The sequence below is a fragment of the Roseococcus pinisoli genome (assembly GCF_018413645.1).
GTDB classification, from domain to species: Bacteria; Pseudomonadota; Alphaproteobacteria; order Acetobacterales; family Acetobacteraceae; genus Roseococcus; species Roseococcus pinisoli.
This window is the reverse complement of record NZ_JAHCDA010000004.1, coordinates 487296-502698: the sequence shown is the minus strand read 5'-3', so window position 1 is coordinate 502698 and position 15403 is coordinate 487296. Positions and strand designations below refer to the sequence as shown.

Annotated in this window: 14 protein-coding genes; 6 read left to right on the top strand and 8 right to left on the bottom strand. The window is 71.0% G+C overall.

The window, feature by feature from the left end:
- Positions 1-855, top strand: coding sequence for a branched-chain amino acid ABC transporter permease (locus tag KHU32_RS20655; RefSeq protein WP_213672051.1), 855 nt, complete (start codon positions 1-3; stop codon positions 853-855).
- Positions 852-1787 (top strand): branched-chain amino acid ABC transporter permease, encoded by a 936-nt coding sequence (locus KHU32_RS20650; RefSeq protein WP_213672050.1) that lies wholly within the window; start codon positions 852-854, stop codon positions 1785-1787. The genes KHU32_RS20655 and KHU32_RS20650 overlap by 4 nt, the downstream gene beginning before the upstream one ends.
- Positions 1788-1796: 9 nt before the next feature.
- On the opposite strand, the gene KHU32_RS20645 is transcribed toward KHU32_RS20650, so the two are convergent.
- Complete coding sequence (locus tag KHU32_RS20645) at positions 1797-3197, bottom strand: CoA transferase (RefSeq protein ID WP_213672049.1); 1401 nt, start codon at positions 3195-3197, stop codon at positions 1797-1799.
- 92 nt (positions 3198-3289) lie between these two features.
- On the opposite strand from KHU32_RS20645, the gene KHU32_RS20640 reads away from it, so the two are divergent.
- Together KHU32_RS20640 and KHU32_RS20635 are read left to right on the top strand one after the other, a co-directional pair.
- Entirely contained in the window at positions 3290-4441 is a 1152-nt protein-coding gene (locus tag KHU32_RS20640; protein ID WP_213672048.1) for a citrate synthase family protein, read from the top strand.
- 39 nt (positions 4442-4480) lie between these two features.
- The gene (locus tag KHU32_RS20635; RefSeq protein ID WP_213672047.1) at positions 4481-5812 is read left to right on the top strand and encodes an NAD(P)/FAD-dependent oxidoreductase; all 1332 of its coding nucleotides are present in this window, start codon (positions 4481-4483) and stop codon (positions 5810-5812) included.
- A gap of 10 nt (positions 5813-5822) precedes the next feature.
- Here the strand turns inward: KHU32_RS20635 and KHU32_RS20630 are convergent, their stop codons facing one another.
- Together KHU32_RS20630 and KHU32_RS20625 are read right to left on the bottom strand one after the other, a co-directional pair.
- Positions 5823-6539 (bottom strand): CBS domain-containing protein, encoded by a 717-nt coding sequence (locus KHU32_RS20630; RefSeq protein ID WP_249681440.1) that lies wholly within the window; start codon positions 6537-6539, stop codon positions 5823-5825.
- Between the two features lie 119 nt (positions 6540-6658).
- Entirely contained in the window at positions 6659-7633 is a 975-nt protein-coding gene (locus KHU32_RS20625) for an SMP-30/gluconolactonase/LRE family protein (protein WP_249681478.1), read from the bottom strand.
- 365 nt (positions 7634-7998) lie between these two features.
- Between KHU32_RS20625 and KHU32_RS20620 the strand changes: the two genes are divergently transcribed.
- Together KHU32_RS20620 and KHU32_RS20615 are read left to right on the top strand one after the other, a co-directional pair.
- Positions 7999-9297, top strand: a complete 1299-nt coding sequence (locus KHU32_RS20620; RefSeq protein ID WP_213672045.1) for a hypothetical protein — start codon at positions 7999-8001, stop codon at positions 9295-9297.
- A 232-nt stretch (positions 9298-9529) separates the two neighbouring features.
- Positions 9530-11218: a ShlB/FhaC/HecB family hemolysin secretion/activation protein gene (locus KHU32_RS20615; RefSeq protein WP_213672044.1), complete on the top strand. Its 1689-nt coding sequence runs from the start codon at positions 9530-9532 to the stop codon at positions 11216-11218.
- Between the two features lie 18 nt (positions 11219-11236).
- Here KHU32_RS20615 and KHU32_RS20610 read toward each other — a convergent pair whose 3' ends face one another.
- The 5 genes from KHU32_RS20610 to KHU32_RS20590 form a co-directional block, all read right to left on the bottom strand.
- Positions 11237-12010 (bottom strand): ABC transporter permease, encoded by a 774-nt coding sequence (locus tag KHU32_RS20610; RefSeq protein ID WP_213672043.1) that lies wholly within the window; start codon positions 12008-12010, stop codon positions 11237-11239.
- A complete protein-coding gene (locus tag KHU32_RS20605) occupies positions 12010-12975 on the bottom strand; it encodes an ABC transporter substrate-binding protein (RefSeq protein ID WP_213672042.1) in 966 nt (321 codons plus the stop codon). The genes KHU32_RS20610 and KHU32_RS20605 overlap by 1 nt, the downstream gene beginning before the upstream one ends.
- A 16-nt stretch (positions 12976-12991) precedes the next feature.
- Entirely contained in the window at positions 12992-13759 is a 768-nt protein-coding gene (locus KHU32_RS20600) for an ABC transporter permease (RefSeq protein WP_213672041.1), read from the bottom strand.
- Positions 13749-14522, bottom strand: a complete 774-nt coding sequence (locus tag KHU32_RS20595; RefSeq protein WP_213672040.1) for an ABC transporter ATP-binding protein — start codon at positions 14520-14522, stop codon at positions 13749-13751. The genes KHU32_RS20600 and KHU32_RS20595 overlap by 11 nt, the downstream gene beginning before the upstream one ends.
- A 188-nt stretch (positions 14523-14710) precedes the next feature.
- Positions 14711-15325, bottom strand: a complete 615-nt coding sequence (locus KHU32_RS20590; protein WP_213672039.1) for a PEP-CTERM sorting domain-containing protein — start codon at positions 15323-15325, stop codon at positions 14711-14713.
- Positions 15326-15403 lie beyond the last annotated feature (78 nt).

The window sequence follows — 15403 nt, the reverse complement described above, 5'->3', positions numbered from 1 at the left end:
ATGGATCCCTTTCTGCTCGAGGCGCTGGTCAACGGCATCCTGCTGGGCGGCGTCTTCGCCCTGCCGGTGCTGGGCTGCAACCTGGTCTTCGGCGTCGTGGACGTGGTCTGGCTCTGCTATGCGGAGCTCGTGATGGTCGGCATGTACGCCGTCTGGTTCCTGCACACGCAGCAGGCCTGGCCGCTCTACCTGGCTTTCGCCGCGGCATTGCCCCTGGTCGGGCTGCTCGGCGTGCTGCTGCATCTGATCGTGGTGAAGCCGCTGCTGGGGGCGCCGCCCATCAACCAGCTGCTCGCGACAGGCGGCGTGCTCTTCGTCCTGCAGGGCGGCGCGATGCTGGTCTTCGGCACGGATTTCCGCAGCCTCGGCGTCGAATTGCCGCCGATGGAATGGCACGACGTCTTCGTCTCCGGCACCAAGCTCGCGGCCTTCTGCGCGGCGCTGGCGGGGGCGGCGGCGCTCTGGGCCTTTCTGAAGTTCACCTATATCGGCATCGCCATCCGGGCCATCGCGCGCGACCGCGAGGTGATGCCGCTGATGGGCGTCGATCCGCGCCGCGTCTACGTCGTGGCTTCGGCGGTGGGCGGCGCGCTGGCGGGGCTCGCGGCCTGCCTGCTGGTCGTGCAGCTCGACGTGCATCCCTTCATCGGCCTCTCCTTCGGGCCCATCACCTTCATGATCTGCGTCATGGGCGGGCTCGGCAACATGCTGGGCGGCTTCCTGGCCGCCTTCCTGATGGGGCTGATCGTCTCCACCGGCAGCTTCTGGTGGAACACGGAGATGAGCTACGTGATCGCCTTCGCCTTCTTCATCGCGGTGATCTTCGGCCGGCCGCGGGGGCTTTTCGCGCGATGAACCTCGCCCTCGCCGCCTTCGTCCTGCTCCTCGCGGCCGTGCCGCTGCTCGGCACGCCGGACTACTTCCTCCATCTCGGCGTCACCTCGATGCTGATGGCCGTCTCGGGCACCGGCTGGGCGATGATGGGGCGCTTCGGCCTCGTCTCCCTCGGGCACGGCGCCTTCATCGGCACGGCCGCCTATGTGATGGCGATGCTCTGGAACGAGGTAGGGGTGACGCCCTGGCTTGGCCTGCCCATCGGCGTCGCCGCGGCCATGCTGCTCGCCTTCCTGCTGGGCTATCCCTGCTTCCGGCTGCGCGTCGTCGGGCACTATTTTGCCCTGGTGACGCTCGCCGCCGGCGAGATCGTGCGGCTGCTGATCGTGGCGCTGCGCGAGCACACCGGCGGCTCGCTCGGCATGACGCCGCGCCTCGCGCCGGACGCGCCCTTCCTCGCCATGCAGTTCAGCAAGACCGGCTTCTGGTGGATGGCGCTGCTGGTCTGGGTCTTCGCGCTGCTGGTCTGGTGGTGGCTGGACCGGAGCATGGCCTCCCGCGCACTCGCCGCCATCAACGAGGATCAGGACGCCGCCGCCTCCATCGGCATCCATGTGACGCGGGAGAAGCTGCGGGTCACCATCATCTCCGCCGGCATCGCGGCGCTGGGCGGCGCGCTGGGCGCGCAGTACCGGCTCTACCTCAATCCGGAGTCCCTGGCGGGCATCGGCATCTCGCTGCAGATCGTCTTCGGCGCCATCGCCGGCGGCATGTACTCGATGCTGGGGCCGAGCGTCGGCGCGGTCTTCACCATCGGGCTCGAGGAGCTGCTGCGCGTGGGCTTCGGCACTGTCTTCATCGGCGCCGCGCCCTTCGCCTATGGGATCCTGCTGGTCCTCTTCATCCTCTTCCTGCCGCGCGGCATCGTGGGCTTTCTGCTACGAAAACGCTGAGCGGCCGCTTCAACGGGCCTCCGCCCAGCGGGGCGGAGACGAGCCGAGATTCCCCGCCGGAATGCCGCTTCCGACCTGCACGCCAGCGATGGTCACCGGCGGGCGGAGGCGGCGGGCAGGGCCCCAGCTGGTCTCCTCGGTCGTCGCGGACAGATCCGCCTCGCCGACCGGCGCGAGCGGCGCCTCCTTTGCTGCAGGGCGGGACATCAGCAGCGCTGCCGTCCGCGCGAGCGAGGTGCGTGAGGCGGAGCCGACGCCCTCTGTCACCCGACGCGTGAGCCCTCGCAGCGCGGCGGCGGCCAGGAGGTAGCCCGTCGCATGATCCAGCGCCTGGACGGGCAGGGGATGCGGCTTGCCGGCACCGCTGCGGCGCATACCTTCGCCGGCGATGCCGCAGCTCATCTGCACCAGGCTGTCGAAGCCGCGGCGGCCCTTCCAGGGGCCGGTCCAGCCATAGGCGTCGAGACGGACGTCCACGAGGCCGGGACGCAGGGCATGCCGCGCCTCGGTGCCGAAGCCGAGCCGTTCCAGCGCGTCCGGGCGATAGCCGTTGAGGAAGAGGTCGGCGCCCTGCAGCAGCTCTCCCAGGCGCTCGCGGCCCTCGGCCTGACGGAGGTCGAGGCGTGCGCAGCGCTTGCCGTAGGTGACCTCGGGAGCGATGCCGGGCTCCTCCCATTCCGGTGGATCGAGGCGGAGCACTTCGGCGCCCAGCATCGCCAGGAAGCGTGTCGCGACGGGGCCGGCCAGGACGCGGGTCATGTCGAGCACGCGCAGGCCGGCCAACGGCCGTGGGGGATCGAAGGTCCAGTCGCGCTGCCGCGCCGCGCCGGTATCCTTCCGCCAGAGCAGCGGCTCCTGCGCGACGGCCTGGCCCTGGGGATGCGCGGCCCAATCCGCCATGGGGCGCATCGTCGCGGCGCAGCCGCCCGCCGCGACGATGGCCGCCTCCAGCTCATCCGCCGACCAGGTGGCGACGGCGCGGGCGACGGCCTCCCGCTCGGCCGGCGCCTGCAGGACGGCGAGGGCGGCGGCGCGGTGGTGGGGCGCATTGGTGTGCAGCTTGATCCAACCGTCGCGCGTCGCGTAGTCGCCCGCCACGGCGTCCCAGGTCGCGGGCATCTTCCAGCCCTGCGGCTGGATCGACCAGCCGAACCAGAAGGAGGCGAGGCGCCGGTCCACGACGACCTCGGGCAGGCGGCCGCCGCGCGCGGCGACCAGCTCCGCCGCCGCCAGCCCGGCCGCCGCGACCGAGGCGGCGGCGAGGCTCGTGGTGGCGAAGAAGGAGGGCAGCCCGCCCTCGCCGATGAAGCGCACCTTTTCGGCAAGGGCGGCGTCGCCGCCGAGCCCTTCCCAGATGTCCCGGAGGAAGGCGGCGTCCGTATCGGCCGCGTGAGGCGTGATCTGGTCCATGTCCGGCGTCCCGCTTGTGCCTGGCCATGGCAGGCCTCTTCTAGCATATCGTCAATCTTGATTGAGATAATCGACATCGAGGGCGGTGCCGCATGTCCAGCTACCTGACCGCCGAGGAGGCCGCCCGCCGCCTCGGCGTGTCGCGCCAGACGCTCTACTCCTATGTGAGCCGCGGGCTGCTGCGCGCCCATGGCGGCGACGACCCGCGCCGCAGCCGCTATTCGGCCGAGGCGGTGGAGCGGCTGGGCGCCGAGCGGCGGCGCGGCCGCAAACCCAGGGAAGTGGCGAAGGCCACGCTCGACTGGGGCGCGCCCGTGCTGGAATCCGCGATCACCCTGATCCGCGACGGCCGCTTCTTCTATCGCGGCCGCGACGTCGCCGAACTGGCGCGGACGGCGACGGTGGAGGAGGTCGCTTCCCTGCTCTGGGATCTGCCCTTTGCCGCGGCGCTTGCCACGCCCGCGCCGGAGGGGCCCCGGGGCCCGCTCGACGAGGTGCTGCTCACCCGCTTCACCCTGGCCACCGAGGACGATCCCACCGCGCTCTGGCAGAAAGACCCGCGGCGCCTGGCCGAGGGCTGCGGCGCGCTGCTCCATGCCATGCTCGGCGCCGTGCTGGGCCGCCCGCCCGCGGCCGGCCCGCTGCACCGCCAGCTCGCCGCCGCTTGGCGGCTCGACGCGGAAGGCGCCGAGCTGGTGCGCATGGCGCTCATCCTCTGCGCCGACCATGAGCTGAACGCCTCGGGCTTCACGGCGCGCTGCGTCGCCTCGACCGGCGCCAGTCTGCGCGCGGTGGTGATCGGCGGGCTCGCGGCGCTCACGGGAAGCCGGCATGGCGGCGCGACCGCGCGGCTGGAGGCGCTGTGGAACGGCCTGGACCTGGGCGACCCTGCACCGCAGCTGCGTCGGCGCCTCGCTGCCGGGGAGGCGATCCCAGGCTTCGGCCATCCGCTTTATCCGGAGGGCGATATCCGCGCGCGCGTCCTGCTGCCGCGCCTCCTGCCCGGCTTCCCCGAGGCGGCGCGGCTGATCGAGGCGGTCGCCGCCCTCACCGGCGAGCCTCCTTCCGTCGACGTCGCGCTGGTCGTGCTGCGGCGCGCGCTGGGCCTGCCGGAGGGCACGGCCTTCGGCCTCTTCGCGCTCGGGCGGACCATCGGTTGGATCGCGCATGGGCTGGAGCAGCGGGCGCGCGGCCAGCTCATCCGGCCGCGGGCGATCTATGTGGGGCCTGTTCCGCCGCGCTGAGCGGCGGCATCATCGTGGCGAATTGCTCAGGTGACGCCCGTGCCGCTCCTCGCCGATCCCATCTCCGGCAGCTCCACGCCGCCCGCCCAGGCCGATGTCGTGATCATCGGCGGCGGCATCGTCGGCGTCTGCGCCGCGCTCACCCTCGCCAAGGCCGGGCATTCGGTGGCGCTGGTGGAGAAGGGCGTGGTGGGCGGCGAGCAGTCCAGCCGCAACTGGGGCTGGGTGCGCCAGCAGAACCGCGACCCGCGCGAGATTCCCATGGCGATGGAAAGCCTCGCCATGTGGGAGCGGCTGTCGCAGGAGACCAACGAGGATCTCGGCTTCCAGCGCAAGGGCCTGATCTACGTCACGAAGGACCCCGCCACGCTGGCCACCTGGGAGGCCTGGGGGCGGATCGCAAAGCCCTTCGGCGTGGATACGCGCATGCTGGGCGCGGCCGAGGCGCGCGCCATGGCGACCGGCACCGCCGACGCCTGGATCGGCGGCGTGTATTCGCCTACCGACGGCAAGGCCGAGCCCAGCCTGGCGGCGCCGGCCCTGGCGCGCGCCGCCATGCGCCTTGGTGCCGTCATCGTCGAGAATTGCGCCGCGCGCGGCCTCGACCTGACCGCCGGCCGCGTGAGCGGCGTGGTGACGGAGAAGGGGACGATCCGCACGGCCTCCGTGCTGCTGGCCGGGGGCGCCTGGGCCTCGATGTTCCTGCGCCACCACGGGGTCTCGCTGCCGCAGGCGAGCATCCGCTCCACCTCCTTCCGCACCGAGCCTCTGCCGGAGGTGGTGACGGGCGGCCTCTCCACGCCGAAATTCACGCTGCGTCGGCGGCTCGACGGGGGCTACACGATCGGGCTCAGCGGGCGCGGCCGGCTGGAGCTCGCGCCGCAAGGCTTTCGCTATGCCCGCCAGTTCTGGCCGATGTTCATGGCGCGGCGCGACAAGCTGGCCATCCGCCTGGGCCGCTCCTTCTTCGATGGGCCGGAGGCGATGTCGCGCTGGTCGCTGGACGGCGTCTCGCCCTTCGAGCGCATCCGCATGCTGGACCCGGCGCCGCAGCAGTCGCTGATCGACGAGGCGCTGGTCGCGATGGGCGAGACCTATCCGGAGCTGAAGGGGCGGATCCGCGTGGCGCAGAGCTGGGGCGGGGCGATCGACTGGACGCCGGACGGCATTCCGGTGATCGCGCCCCTCGCGCGGATCCCGGGGCTTACGGTGGCGGCCGGCTTCTCGGGCCACGGCTTCGGCACGGGGCCCTCGGCCGGCAAGCTGGCCGCCGACCTGGTGACGGGCGCCACGCCGAGCATCGACCCGACGCCCTTTCGCTATGAGCGCCTGATCGACGGCTCGGACCTGACCGTGCCGGGCATGATCTGAGGGGCGGGCCTCAGACGAATTCGCCCGGGAGGAAGGGCGGCGCCTTCTCCATCTGGTCGACCACGTCCCTGACACCCTCGATGCGGCTTGCGAGGACGCAGAGGCCGCGGCGCACGGCGTCCGATTGGACGAAGCCGTGGAAGGTGACGACGCCGTCCTTGACGTCCGGGAAGACGTAGAGGCTATGCGCCCAGGGCTCTCGGTCGATCTCTTTCTTGAGGGCCAGGCGGATGCGCGCATCCAGGTTCCGCGTCGTCCCGATCTCGGCGGGCGGCTCCATGGCGGCGAAGAGGAGGTCCGCCCGGGAGACCATGCCGACCAGCCGGCCGTCCGGCGTCACGATCGGCAGGCGCTTCACGCGCCGCTTCTCCATCAGCTGCGCGCAATGCCCGACTGAGGCCTCTGGACCGGCGGTGATCAGATCGGTGGTCATGAGGTCGCGGGCGATGCGCCCATGCGTCTTGGCATAGCGCAGGGCCTCGTTGTCGTTGTCGCGCAGGAGGCGCGCGATCCAGGACCGCGCGGGATCTTCCGCCCCTGCGACCCGACGCAGCAGGTCGGCCTCGGTCACGATGCCGAGCAGCTTGCCGGCGGCATCCGTGACCGGGACGGAAGAGATGGCCCTTTCGCCCAGCAGGCGGGCGATGGAGCTGACGGGCATGTCGGGCGGCACGGTGATGAGGGCGGTCGCCATCAGGTCGCGTGCAAGCAGCGTCTCGGCGGTCATGGCACTGTCTCCTGTTGTTCTGGAGGCCTTGTGGTTCCTTTGGCCGGGGATTGCCTTGATATACGTCAAGATGCGGCGGCGCCGGTCGCGCCGCCGCGTCGGAGCTCAACTGCCCGTGATCAGCCCCCGGGCGCGCCCTGCGTGTTCACGTAGAGCGAGTAGAGCGACTTGCTCGCCGCCATGAACAGGCGGTTGCGGTGCCGGCCGCCGAAAGCGAGATTCGCGCAGCGCTCCGGCAGGCGGATATGCCCAATGGGCGCGGCGTCCTTGTTGAAGATGCGCACGCCGTCGAGCTCGGGCGTGCCCATGCCCCAGCCGCACCAGAGGTTGCCGTCCACGTCGACGCGGAAGCCGTCCGGCGTCTCGCCCTCCTTGCACTGGATGAAGATGCGGTTGTTCGAGAGCCGGCCCGTGGCGCTGTCCACGTCGAAGACGCGGATGACGCGCGGCGTTGCCGAGGCCTCGACCACGTAGAGCTTGGACTCGTCCGGCGAGAAGGCGAGGCCGTTCGGCCGGCCGATATCCCCGCTCGCGACGGTGATCTGCCCGGTCTGCCCGTCCACGCGGTAGATGTTCGTGGGCAGCTCGGGCTCCGCCATCTCCCCCTCGTAGAAGCCGAGCAGGCCGAAGGGCGGGTCGGTGAACCAGATGCTGCCGTCGGACTTCACGACCACGTCGTTGGGGCTGTTGAGGCGCTTGCCCTCGAAGCGGTCGGCGATGACGGTGATCTTGCCGTCGAGCTCCGTGCGCGTGACGCGGCGGGTCAGGTGCTCGCAGGTGATCAGCCGGCCCTGGCGGTCGCGCGTATTGCCGTTGGCGTTGTTGGAGGGGCCGCGGAACACGTCCACCTGGCTCGTCTCCTCCGACCAGCGGAGCATCCGGTTGTTCGGGATGTCCGACCAGACGAGGCAGCGATGGTCGCCGAACCAGACGGGCCCCTCGCTCCAGCGCGCGCCGGTCCAGAGCTGCTCCACGCCCGCCAGCAGCAGGCGGTATCGGTTGAAGGACGGGTCGAGGACCTGCACAGCAGGGTCGGGGTAGCGTTCCACGTTCTGGCTCCGGGCTGTGGACAGGAGGCCGGGCAAGGCGAGCATGGCCCCTGCGGCTGACAGCAGGCCGCGGCGGTTGGCGTCCATTGGGTTTCCTCCACGTTTCTTGTCGGGCCGGGGACCCGGCCGCGAGGACGCTAACACGGCGGCCCGCCTCCGCCAGGGTTCAGAGGAGAGCGGGCGGCTGGCTGTTCCGATCCAGGGGCACGGGAAATGTAGAGGCCTTCTGTGCGTCAGACTGTCAGGCGTGCATCGATAATAGATGTACTCGACGGTGCTCAACAAATGTCGACCTGGAATGGGATGATGGTAAGAATCCCTTCGTAAACAATTCAAATTGTATAACGATTTATTTGATCTATCGGCGTTTGCTTGGAGCGGGGAAATCTCTCGTGAGAAGGAAGCGTACAATGATCGAATTCAGCAGGGTGATCCTGCGCGGTGGACTTGCCGCGCTTCTCTTGTCCTCGGTCGCCGCCTGCTCGGGGCGCTCCTCCGTCGGTCTTGCCGCGGGTGAAGGTGGAGCGGTGGCCGGTGGTTCCTCCTCCTCCAATGGTGGCGGGAACGGCGCTGGCGGCGCCGGCGGTGGTGGCTCCGGTTCCGGTTCCGGGGGCGGCACGGCGGATAACGGCTCGGGCGGGGGCGGCCAGACCATCGCGACCGGCCCGCAGGGACCTGCGGGCCCTCCTGGGGCGCAGGGCCCTGCGGGCCTGCCGGGCGCCACCGGTCAGACTGGCGCCACCGGCCCCACGGGCGCCGCGGGCGCCGCGGCGCCGGGCCTGCTGGCAGGCGCTCTCGGCGGCGTTGCCAACGTGAATGCCGGCGGCCTGCAGGTCGGCGGTCCCGGTGCCAACGGATCGCCGGGCGTGGTGGCGGTCTCGGCCCTTGGGCCGAACGCGGCGCCCAATGCGCCCATCAGCGCCAGTGTCCTTTCCGGCCCGGGCAATCAGATCCAGGGCCTGCTGACGGGCGTCACGGCCACGGCCTCCAGCCCCCAAAACCTCGTGAACAGCGTGCTGGCGACGGCCCAGCCCCTGCTGGGCGCTTCCGGCACCCTGCCAGTCGTGTCGCAGCTGACGAGCGGCCTCCTGCCCGGGGCGGCGCCTGGCTCCGTACCGCTCATCGGCGCGAGCCTCGGCCATACGGCGCTTCTGGGTAACGGGCAGACGCCATCGCTCGTGAACGTGGCGCTGGTCTCGCCGACGGCGGCGGCGGGTTCGCCCATCACCGCCAATGTGCTGAGCGGCGGCTCCGGCGCAGCCCTGGCCGGCGGCGCAGGCGGGGTTCTCGGCGGAGTGACGGCGCCCGTCGCCGGAATCCTCGGCGGCGGCGGCGGCGGAGCCGGACCGGTGGGTGGCGTTCTCGCTGGGGTGACCGCGCCCGTTGCCGGAATTCTGGGGGGTGGCGGTGCCGCGCCGGGCGGCGGCGGTGGACCGGTGGGTGGCGTTCTCGCTGGGGTGACGGCGCCCGTTGCCGGAATCCTCGGTGGCGGCGGTGCCGCGCCGGGCGGCGGCGGCGCGGCCGGACCGGTGGGCGGTGTCCTCGCCGGGGTGACGGCGCCTGTCGCCGGAATCCTCGGTGGCGGCGGTGCCGCGCCGGGCGGTGGCGGTGCGCCGCCCTCGGGCCCGGTGCAGAACATCGTGGGCGGGACCCTGAACACGGTGGGCGGCGTGCTGGGCGGGGTGACCGGCGGCCTGCTGCGCCGTTAGCGTTGGCGGCCTGGCGGACGCCCTGCTGCGGCGATCCGCCGACGCCGCCCTGGCGCGGTACCGGACCGGGATCCAACGAACTGGATCCCGGTCCGGCCACCTCCTCGACAGAGAATCGAGAGGACCGGCGTGGCCGAAGAGCCAACGCCGCTTCCTGGTTCTCGTCCCGAGCAAATCCATCGAGCCGATCCGAATCATGCGCGCAGCGCCGAAGAGCAAAGAGGTCCCATCAATGACCCTCATCAAGGCGGCCCTGGTCCTCGTATTGCTGGCCGCCCTGCCTATGGAAGCCCTCGCCCAGGCGGGCCTCGGCGCCCGCGGCTTCGACACCGACCGGCCGGACATCGCTCCCCCCCGCCCGCAGGGCCGTACCGCCATTCCGCCCGCCGAGCGCCAGATCGTGCCCGCCGCCGTGCCGGACATCACGATCCGCGACGTGGCGGTGACGGGCGATCAGCTCATTGAGCGCGCGGCACTGGCCCGCGCAGCCGCACCCTTCGCGGGGCGGCGCCTGTCGCGCGAGGTGATCAACGAGCTCGCCAATGCGATCGCCGCCGCCCATCGCGAGGCCGGCCTGGCCCTCTTCGGCGTGGTGGTGCCGCAGCAGGATTTCGCCCAGGGCGTCGTCATCCTGCGCGTCATCGAAGGCGAGGTCGCCGAGATCGCCATCGAAGGCGACACGGAGGGCGCTGACCTCAGCCTGACGCGCGCCTATGCGGAAGCCATGCGCGGTGAGCGTCCGCTGCGCCGCGCGACGATGGAGCGCGCGCTGCTGCTGATGGCCGACATCCCCGGCCGCCGCGTCACCGGCCGCTTCGAGCAACTCGACACGCCCGGCAAGGTACGCCTGGTGCTGAACGTCAGCCGCATCTCCCAGCGCTATGGCCTCGGCTTCGACAACCTCGGCGCGGACTTCCTCGGCAATGTGCAGATCACCACCGGCGTGACGCTGAACGCCCTGCTGCAGGAAGGCGATTCCACCCGCTTCACCGTGGGCTTCCCGGTGGTGGATTTCGAGCGCTTCACCTACTTCGCTTTCCGCCACCAGCAGCCCATCGGCACCAACGGCATGACGGTCTCGGTCAACGCCACGCATCTCGAGCAGCGCCGGACGTCGGAATCCAACCTGAAGGGCGAGACCACGACATTCAGCCTGCAGGCGACCTATCCGATCATTCGCCGCCAGACCGAGACGCTGCAGGTCTTCGGCAATTTCGACATCGTGGATTCCCGCGTCTCCGTGCCGCTTGGCCGCCTTGCGGACGAGGCGACGCGGGTGATCCGGGTGGGCGCGGTCTATGGCCGGGCCAGCGAGGCACAGACACGCGGCGGCTCGCTGGCCGTCATTCTGAGCCAGGGCATCGACGGCGCCGGCGCGCGGCAGCGGCTCGGTTTCTTCTACGGCGATCCCGGCTTCACCAAGGTGACGGCCATCGCCAACTACCAGCACGCCTTCTGGGGGCAGCGCTTCATGCTGCGGCTGCGCGCGCTCGGCCAGTACACCGGCGAACGGCTGCCCTCGACGGAGTTCTTCACCTATGGCGGCGTGATGTTCGGCCGCGGCTTCGAGGCGGCGACCCTCTTCGGCGATCGCGGCATCTCCGGCTCCGTCACGCTCGCCATGCCCTTCAAGACGGTCATGGATGTCGACAGCCTGGCGGCCGGGCAATCGGAGTTCGTGGGGCGGCTGATCCGCCGGGCGGAGGCCTATGTCTTCGTCGATGGCGGCAGGGCGGAGAATCTGGCGCCCGCCCCCGCCCCGCGCGGCGATCGCGCGGCCTCGGCGGGCTTCGGCCTGGGCTTCGCGGTGGCGGAGGAGACCAACCTCAACCTCGAGGTCGCGGTGCCGTTCCTCCGCCCGCACAACCGCCATGTCGATCGCGGCGCGCGCTTCGTCGCGGTGTTCAGGCGGAACTTCTGACGGCGCCCGGCGCGCCGCTCAGTTCCGCTGCGCGCCGAGGGCGAAGTACCAGTGGAGCGCGCGCCGCTCGAAGGCCAGGAAGCCGCGGTTCAGGCCATAGCCCAGGACCGCGAGCAGGATGACGGTCGCGTACATCTCCGGTGCGCGACCCGCGAACTGCATGAGCACGAGGTAGTGCCCCACGCCCTGCTCCCCCGCGATCATCTCGGCCACGACGGTGACGACGAGCGCCAGCGCCAGCGCGACGCGGAAGCCCGCGAAGACATAGGGCAGGCAGGCCGGCAGCACGATGTGGAGCGACCGGCGCCAGAAGCCGATGCCGAAGGTGCGCCCCATGGCCAGGGCATCGGCCTCCACGGCGCGCACGCCCTGCATCGTGTTGGTCAGCACCGGGAAGAAGGCGGTCAGCCCCACCACCGTCACCTTCATGGTGTTGTCGAGCCCGAGGAAGAGCACGAGCGGCGGGATGATGGCCGGGATGGGGATGGGGCGGATCAGCTCCACGGTCAGGCCGAAGAGCCGCCTGGTGACCGGCAGCGAGGCGAAGAGCAGGCCCACGATCACGCCCGCCGCGCCACCCGCCAGCAGCCCCGCGAACATCCGCCACAGGGTCCCGCCCAGCAGCAGCGGCAGCTCGCCCCCCAGGCTGTCCCGCGCGAGGGCCGCCAGCACCACGCTCAGCGGCGGCCAGTTCGGGCTGTTCATCCAGTCGAACCGCGCCGAGACCTCCCACAGCAGCAGGAGGGCCAGGATCAGCAGGAAGCCCGAGGAGGGGCGGGCGAGCGCCCGCATCAGCCGTTGGCGGTGCGGAAGATCAGCGAGGCCGGGGCGGGGAAGCGCCCGCCCATGCCGAAGCGCGCCATGGTGGTGATGACCTCCTGCACCTCGGCGGGCGTCACCGCCTTGGGGTAGGTCGGCAGCGCGGTCTGGCGCAGGCGCTCGACCGGCACGCGGCTGAAGGCGGTGATGAGGTCGAGCAGCGCGGGATCGTGGCGGCGCTCGTTCACCCAGTCGACGCCCTTGAAGAGGCCGCGCGCGAAGCGCTCGAAGACCTCGCCATTGCGCTCCAGATCATCCTTCATCGTGACGTATTGCGCGACGGTGGCACCCGGCGCCGTCTCGATGATCGGCCAGGCCACGCGTTCCAGCCGCTCGCCATGCGAGACGAGGGCGCCGGAGGCGAAGGGCTCGCTGAAGATGCCGGCATCGATCTGCCCGGCGGCCAGCGCGTCGGCCATCTGGGGGAAGGGCACCTCGACCGTGGTGACTTTGCGCCAGTCGCCGCCCGTTTTCTCTACCCAGGCCATGCCGCGCAGCCAGACGATGTTGTTGCGGGTGTTGGAGGCGATGCGCTTGCCCTCCAGGTCGCGGCCGGAGCGGATGTTGCTGCCCTTGCGGGTGAGGATGGCGAAGATGTCGGGCGGCGCCGGGTTCCCGGCGGCGGCGCCGGCGACGAAGCGGAAATCCAGCCCCTCCCGGATGCCGAGCAGGATGGAGACGGTGTTGGAGAAGACGACGCGGAACTGTCCGGCCACCAGGCCGGGCAGGCCGGTCGCGCCGCCGGCGGTGGTCGAGGTGTCGATCTCCAGCCCCTCGGCCGCGAAATGGCCCAGGCGCATGGCGGCATGGAGCGGCGCGACATCCGTCACCGGGATGACGCTGACGCGCAGCCGGGTCAGCGTCTGGCCGACGAGCGGCGGTGCGGCGAGGGGCAGGGCGGTGAGCGCGAGGCCCGCGCGGCGGGTGATCTGGGTCATGGACGGTTTCTCCGGATCAGTTGGATTGGGGCTGCCAATGCAGCGCGCGCCTTTCGGCGAGAAGGAAGAGTCCGTTCAGCGCGAGGCCGAGCACGGCGAGGATGATCAGCCAGGCGTACATCTGGCGGATGAGAAAGCTGCGCTGCATGTCCAGGATGAGGAAGCCGAGGCCGCCCTGGCCCGACAGCATCTCCGCCAGCACCGCGAGCACGAGGGCGAGGCCGAGGCTGATCCGCATGCCCGCCAGGATGAAGGGCAGTGCGGCCGGCAGCACGAGGTGGCGCAGCGTGTGCGCCGTGCCCCAGCCATGGGTGCGGGCGGCATCCAGCATCACGCGGTCCGTCCCACGCACGCCCTGCAGCGTGTTCACCAGCACGGGGAAGAGCACCGCCAGCGCCACGGAGGTGACCTTCATCGTGGTGCCGATGCCCAGGAAGAGCATCAGCGGCGGTACCAGCGCGGCCTTGGGGATCGGGCGCATGAGCTCGACCAGCGGCTCCAGCAGGCGGAAGACGGCGGGGAACCAGCCCATGGCCAGCCCGCCCGCGATGCCGAGGGCGCTGCCGATGGCGAAGCCCGTGAAGACCAGCTCCATCGTGGAGAGCAGCGGCGCCACGAATTCGCCGGAGGCCAGCAGGTCCCAGAGGGTGAGGGCGATGGCCGTCGGCGGCGGCATCAGGGCGCGGCGCACCCATCCGGTCTCCACCGCCAGCTCCAGGCCGAGCAGGATCAGGCCGAGCACGAGCAGGCCCGGCAGCCAGGACAGGACGCTTCTAGACAGCATGGCGCGTCAGTAGCTTGCCGAGCAGGTCGTGCCGCAGCTCGAGGAAGCGCGGCAGCTCACGCGTGGCGATGGGATCGCGTGGGCGCGGCAGCCCGACCTCGACGATCTCGGCCAGCGTGGTGGGTCGGCGGGTCAGCATGGCGATGCGGTCGGCCAGATAAATGGCCTCCTCCACGTCATGGGTGACGAGCATCACGGTGAGCTTCCGCTGGGTCCAGATGTCGAGGATGAGGGCCTGGAGGTCGAGGCGGGTGAGCGCGTCGACGGCGCTGAAGGGCTCGTCCATCAGCAGCAGCGCGGGCTCGGCGGCCAGCGCCCGGGCGATGGCCACGCGCTGCTGCATGCCGCCCGAGAGCTGCCAGGGAAAATGATCGCCGAAGCCCGCGAGGCCGACCTGGGCGAGCTGGACCTCGGCGGCCGCCCGCGCGCGGCGGCGGCCGATCCGGTGCTCGACGGCGAAGGCGACGTTGTCGCGCACATTGCGCCAGGGCAGCAGCGAGCGCGTGTATTGCTGGAAGACGTAGACGGCCTCGGGCGGCGGCCCGTCGACCCGGCGGCCGCCGATGCGCGCCTCGCCGGAGCTCGGCGGCAGCAGGCCGGCGGCCATCTGCAGGAGGGTGGACTTGCCGCAGCCCGAGGGGCCGAGCACGGCCATGAACTCGCCCTCGCGCACCGAGAAGGAGACGCGCTCCATCACCCTGGCCGGCGGGCCGGAGCGGCTGGGGAACTCCTTGGTGATGCCCTCGAGTTCGAGGAAATCCATGAACCCTTCCTCTCCGGGCGGCCGTCTTCGCGGTTCGGGAGACGGCCTCCGAATCCCTCGCGTCGTGGGGCGAGGATACGCCAGAGGTTCCCATTCCGTCACCTTGGCCGGGGCGGGAGTCCCGCGTCCCTTCCGGGGAGGGCCGTCGCGGAAGGCCTTGCCGCGGCCTCCGCGATCGGCTGCGGCGGCTAGGCCTGGCGGCGGCGCACCACCATTCCCAGGGCCAGAAGGCCCAGGCCGAAGGTCAGCAGCGAGGCAGGCTCGGGAACCGAGACGGTCAGCACGCCGCCGAAGCGGCATCCCATGAAGCAGCTGCCGTCGCCCGAGATGTAGCCCGACACATGGTCCGTTCCGTCGAAGGTGAAGCGGACGCTCAGGTCCAGGGGGCTGCTGTAGAAGACCGAGCCCACGGGAAGCCCGCTGGGACTGCTGGTGAGCTCGATGGCGGAGCGCTCGGTGCTATGGATCGGGATGTCCTTCGTGAAATCGGCCAGCGAGACCGAGAAGGCCTCGAGGAGGTTCCGCATCTCGATCCGGAGGTCAGAAAGGCCGTCCAGTTGCGCATGGGGCACGCCGCCCCCGTTGCGCTGGCTCAGCTTCACGCCCCAGCTATAGGCCTCGTCCGTGAGGACGAGGGTGATGTCGCTGAGGATGGCGTTGGGAAAGGGCGCCCCGCCGCCATAGGGGGTTTCGATGGTCGGCCCGACCTGCGTGAAGTCGAGGATGACGTCCGCCCGGGATGCTTGGTTTGCCATGGGGAGCAGGCCGGCCGCGAGAAGGAGGAGGAGGACGAGGCGGGGCATGGAACTCTCCCTTGATTGAGTGCGGGGGCTCTCATGCAAATTCCGCGCCGAATCGATTTTCCTTTATATTTTAATGCT

Excerpts from the sequence above, each read along its gene's own strand:
- KHU32_RS20650 (WP_213672050.1), top strand. The coding sequence starts at position 852 with ATGAACCTCGCCCTCGCCGCCTTCGTCCTGCTCCTCGCGGCCGTGCCG.
- KHU32_RS20645 (WP_213672049.1), bottom strand. The coding sequence starts at position 3,197 with ATGGACCAGATCACGCCTCACGCGGCCGATACGGACGCCGCCTTCCTC.
- KHU32_RS20615 (WP_213672044.1), top strand. The coding sequence starts at position 9,530 with ATGACCCTCATCAAGGCGGCCCTGGTCCTCGTATTGCTGGCCGCCCTG.
- KHU32_RS20605 (WP_213672042.1), bottom strand. The coding sequence starts at position 12,975 with ATGACCCAGATCACCCGCCGCGCGGGCCTCGCGCTCACCGCCCTGCCC.
- KHU32_RS20655 (WP_213672051.1), top strand. The coding sequence starts at position 1 with ATGGATCCCTTTCTGCTCGAGGCGCTGGTCAACGGCATCCTGCTGGGC.
- KHU32_RS20625 (WP_249681478.1), bottom strand. The coding sequence starts at position 7,633 with ATGCTCGCCTTGCCCGGCCTCCTGTCCACAGCCCGGAGCCAGAACGTG.
- KHU32_RS20630 (WP_249681440.1), bottom strand. The coding sequence starts at position 6,539 with ATGACCGCCGAGACGCTGCTTGCACGCGACCTGATGGCGACCGCCCTC.
- KHU32_RS20620 (WP_213672045.1), top strand. The coding sequence starts at position 7,999 with ATGATCGAATTCAGCAGGGTGATCCTGCGCGGTGGACTTGCCGCGCTT.
- KHU32_RS20590 (WP_213672039.1), bottom strand. The coding sequence starts at position 15,325 with ATGCCCCGCCTCGTCCTCCTCCTCCTTCTCGCGGCCGGCCTGCTCCCC.
- KHU32_RS20600 (WP_213672041.1), bottom strand. The coding sequence starts at position 13,759 with ATGCTGTCTAGAAGCGTCCTGTCCTGGCTGCCGGGCCTGCTCGTGCTC.
- KHU32_RS20610 (WP_213672043.1), bottom strand. The coding sequence starts at position 12,010 with ATGCGGGCGCTCGCCCGCCCCTCCTCGGGCTTCCTGCTGATCCTGGCC.
- KHU32_RS20595 (WP_213672040.1), bottom strand. The coding sequence starts at position 14,522 with ATGGATTTCCTCGAACTCGAGGGCATCACCAAGGAGTTCCCCAGCCGC.
- KHU32_RS20640 (WP_213672048.1), top strand. The coding sequence starts at position 3,290 with ATGTCCAGCTACCTGACCGCCGAGGAGGCCGCCCGCCGCCTCGGCGTG.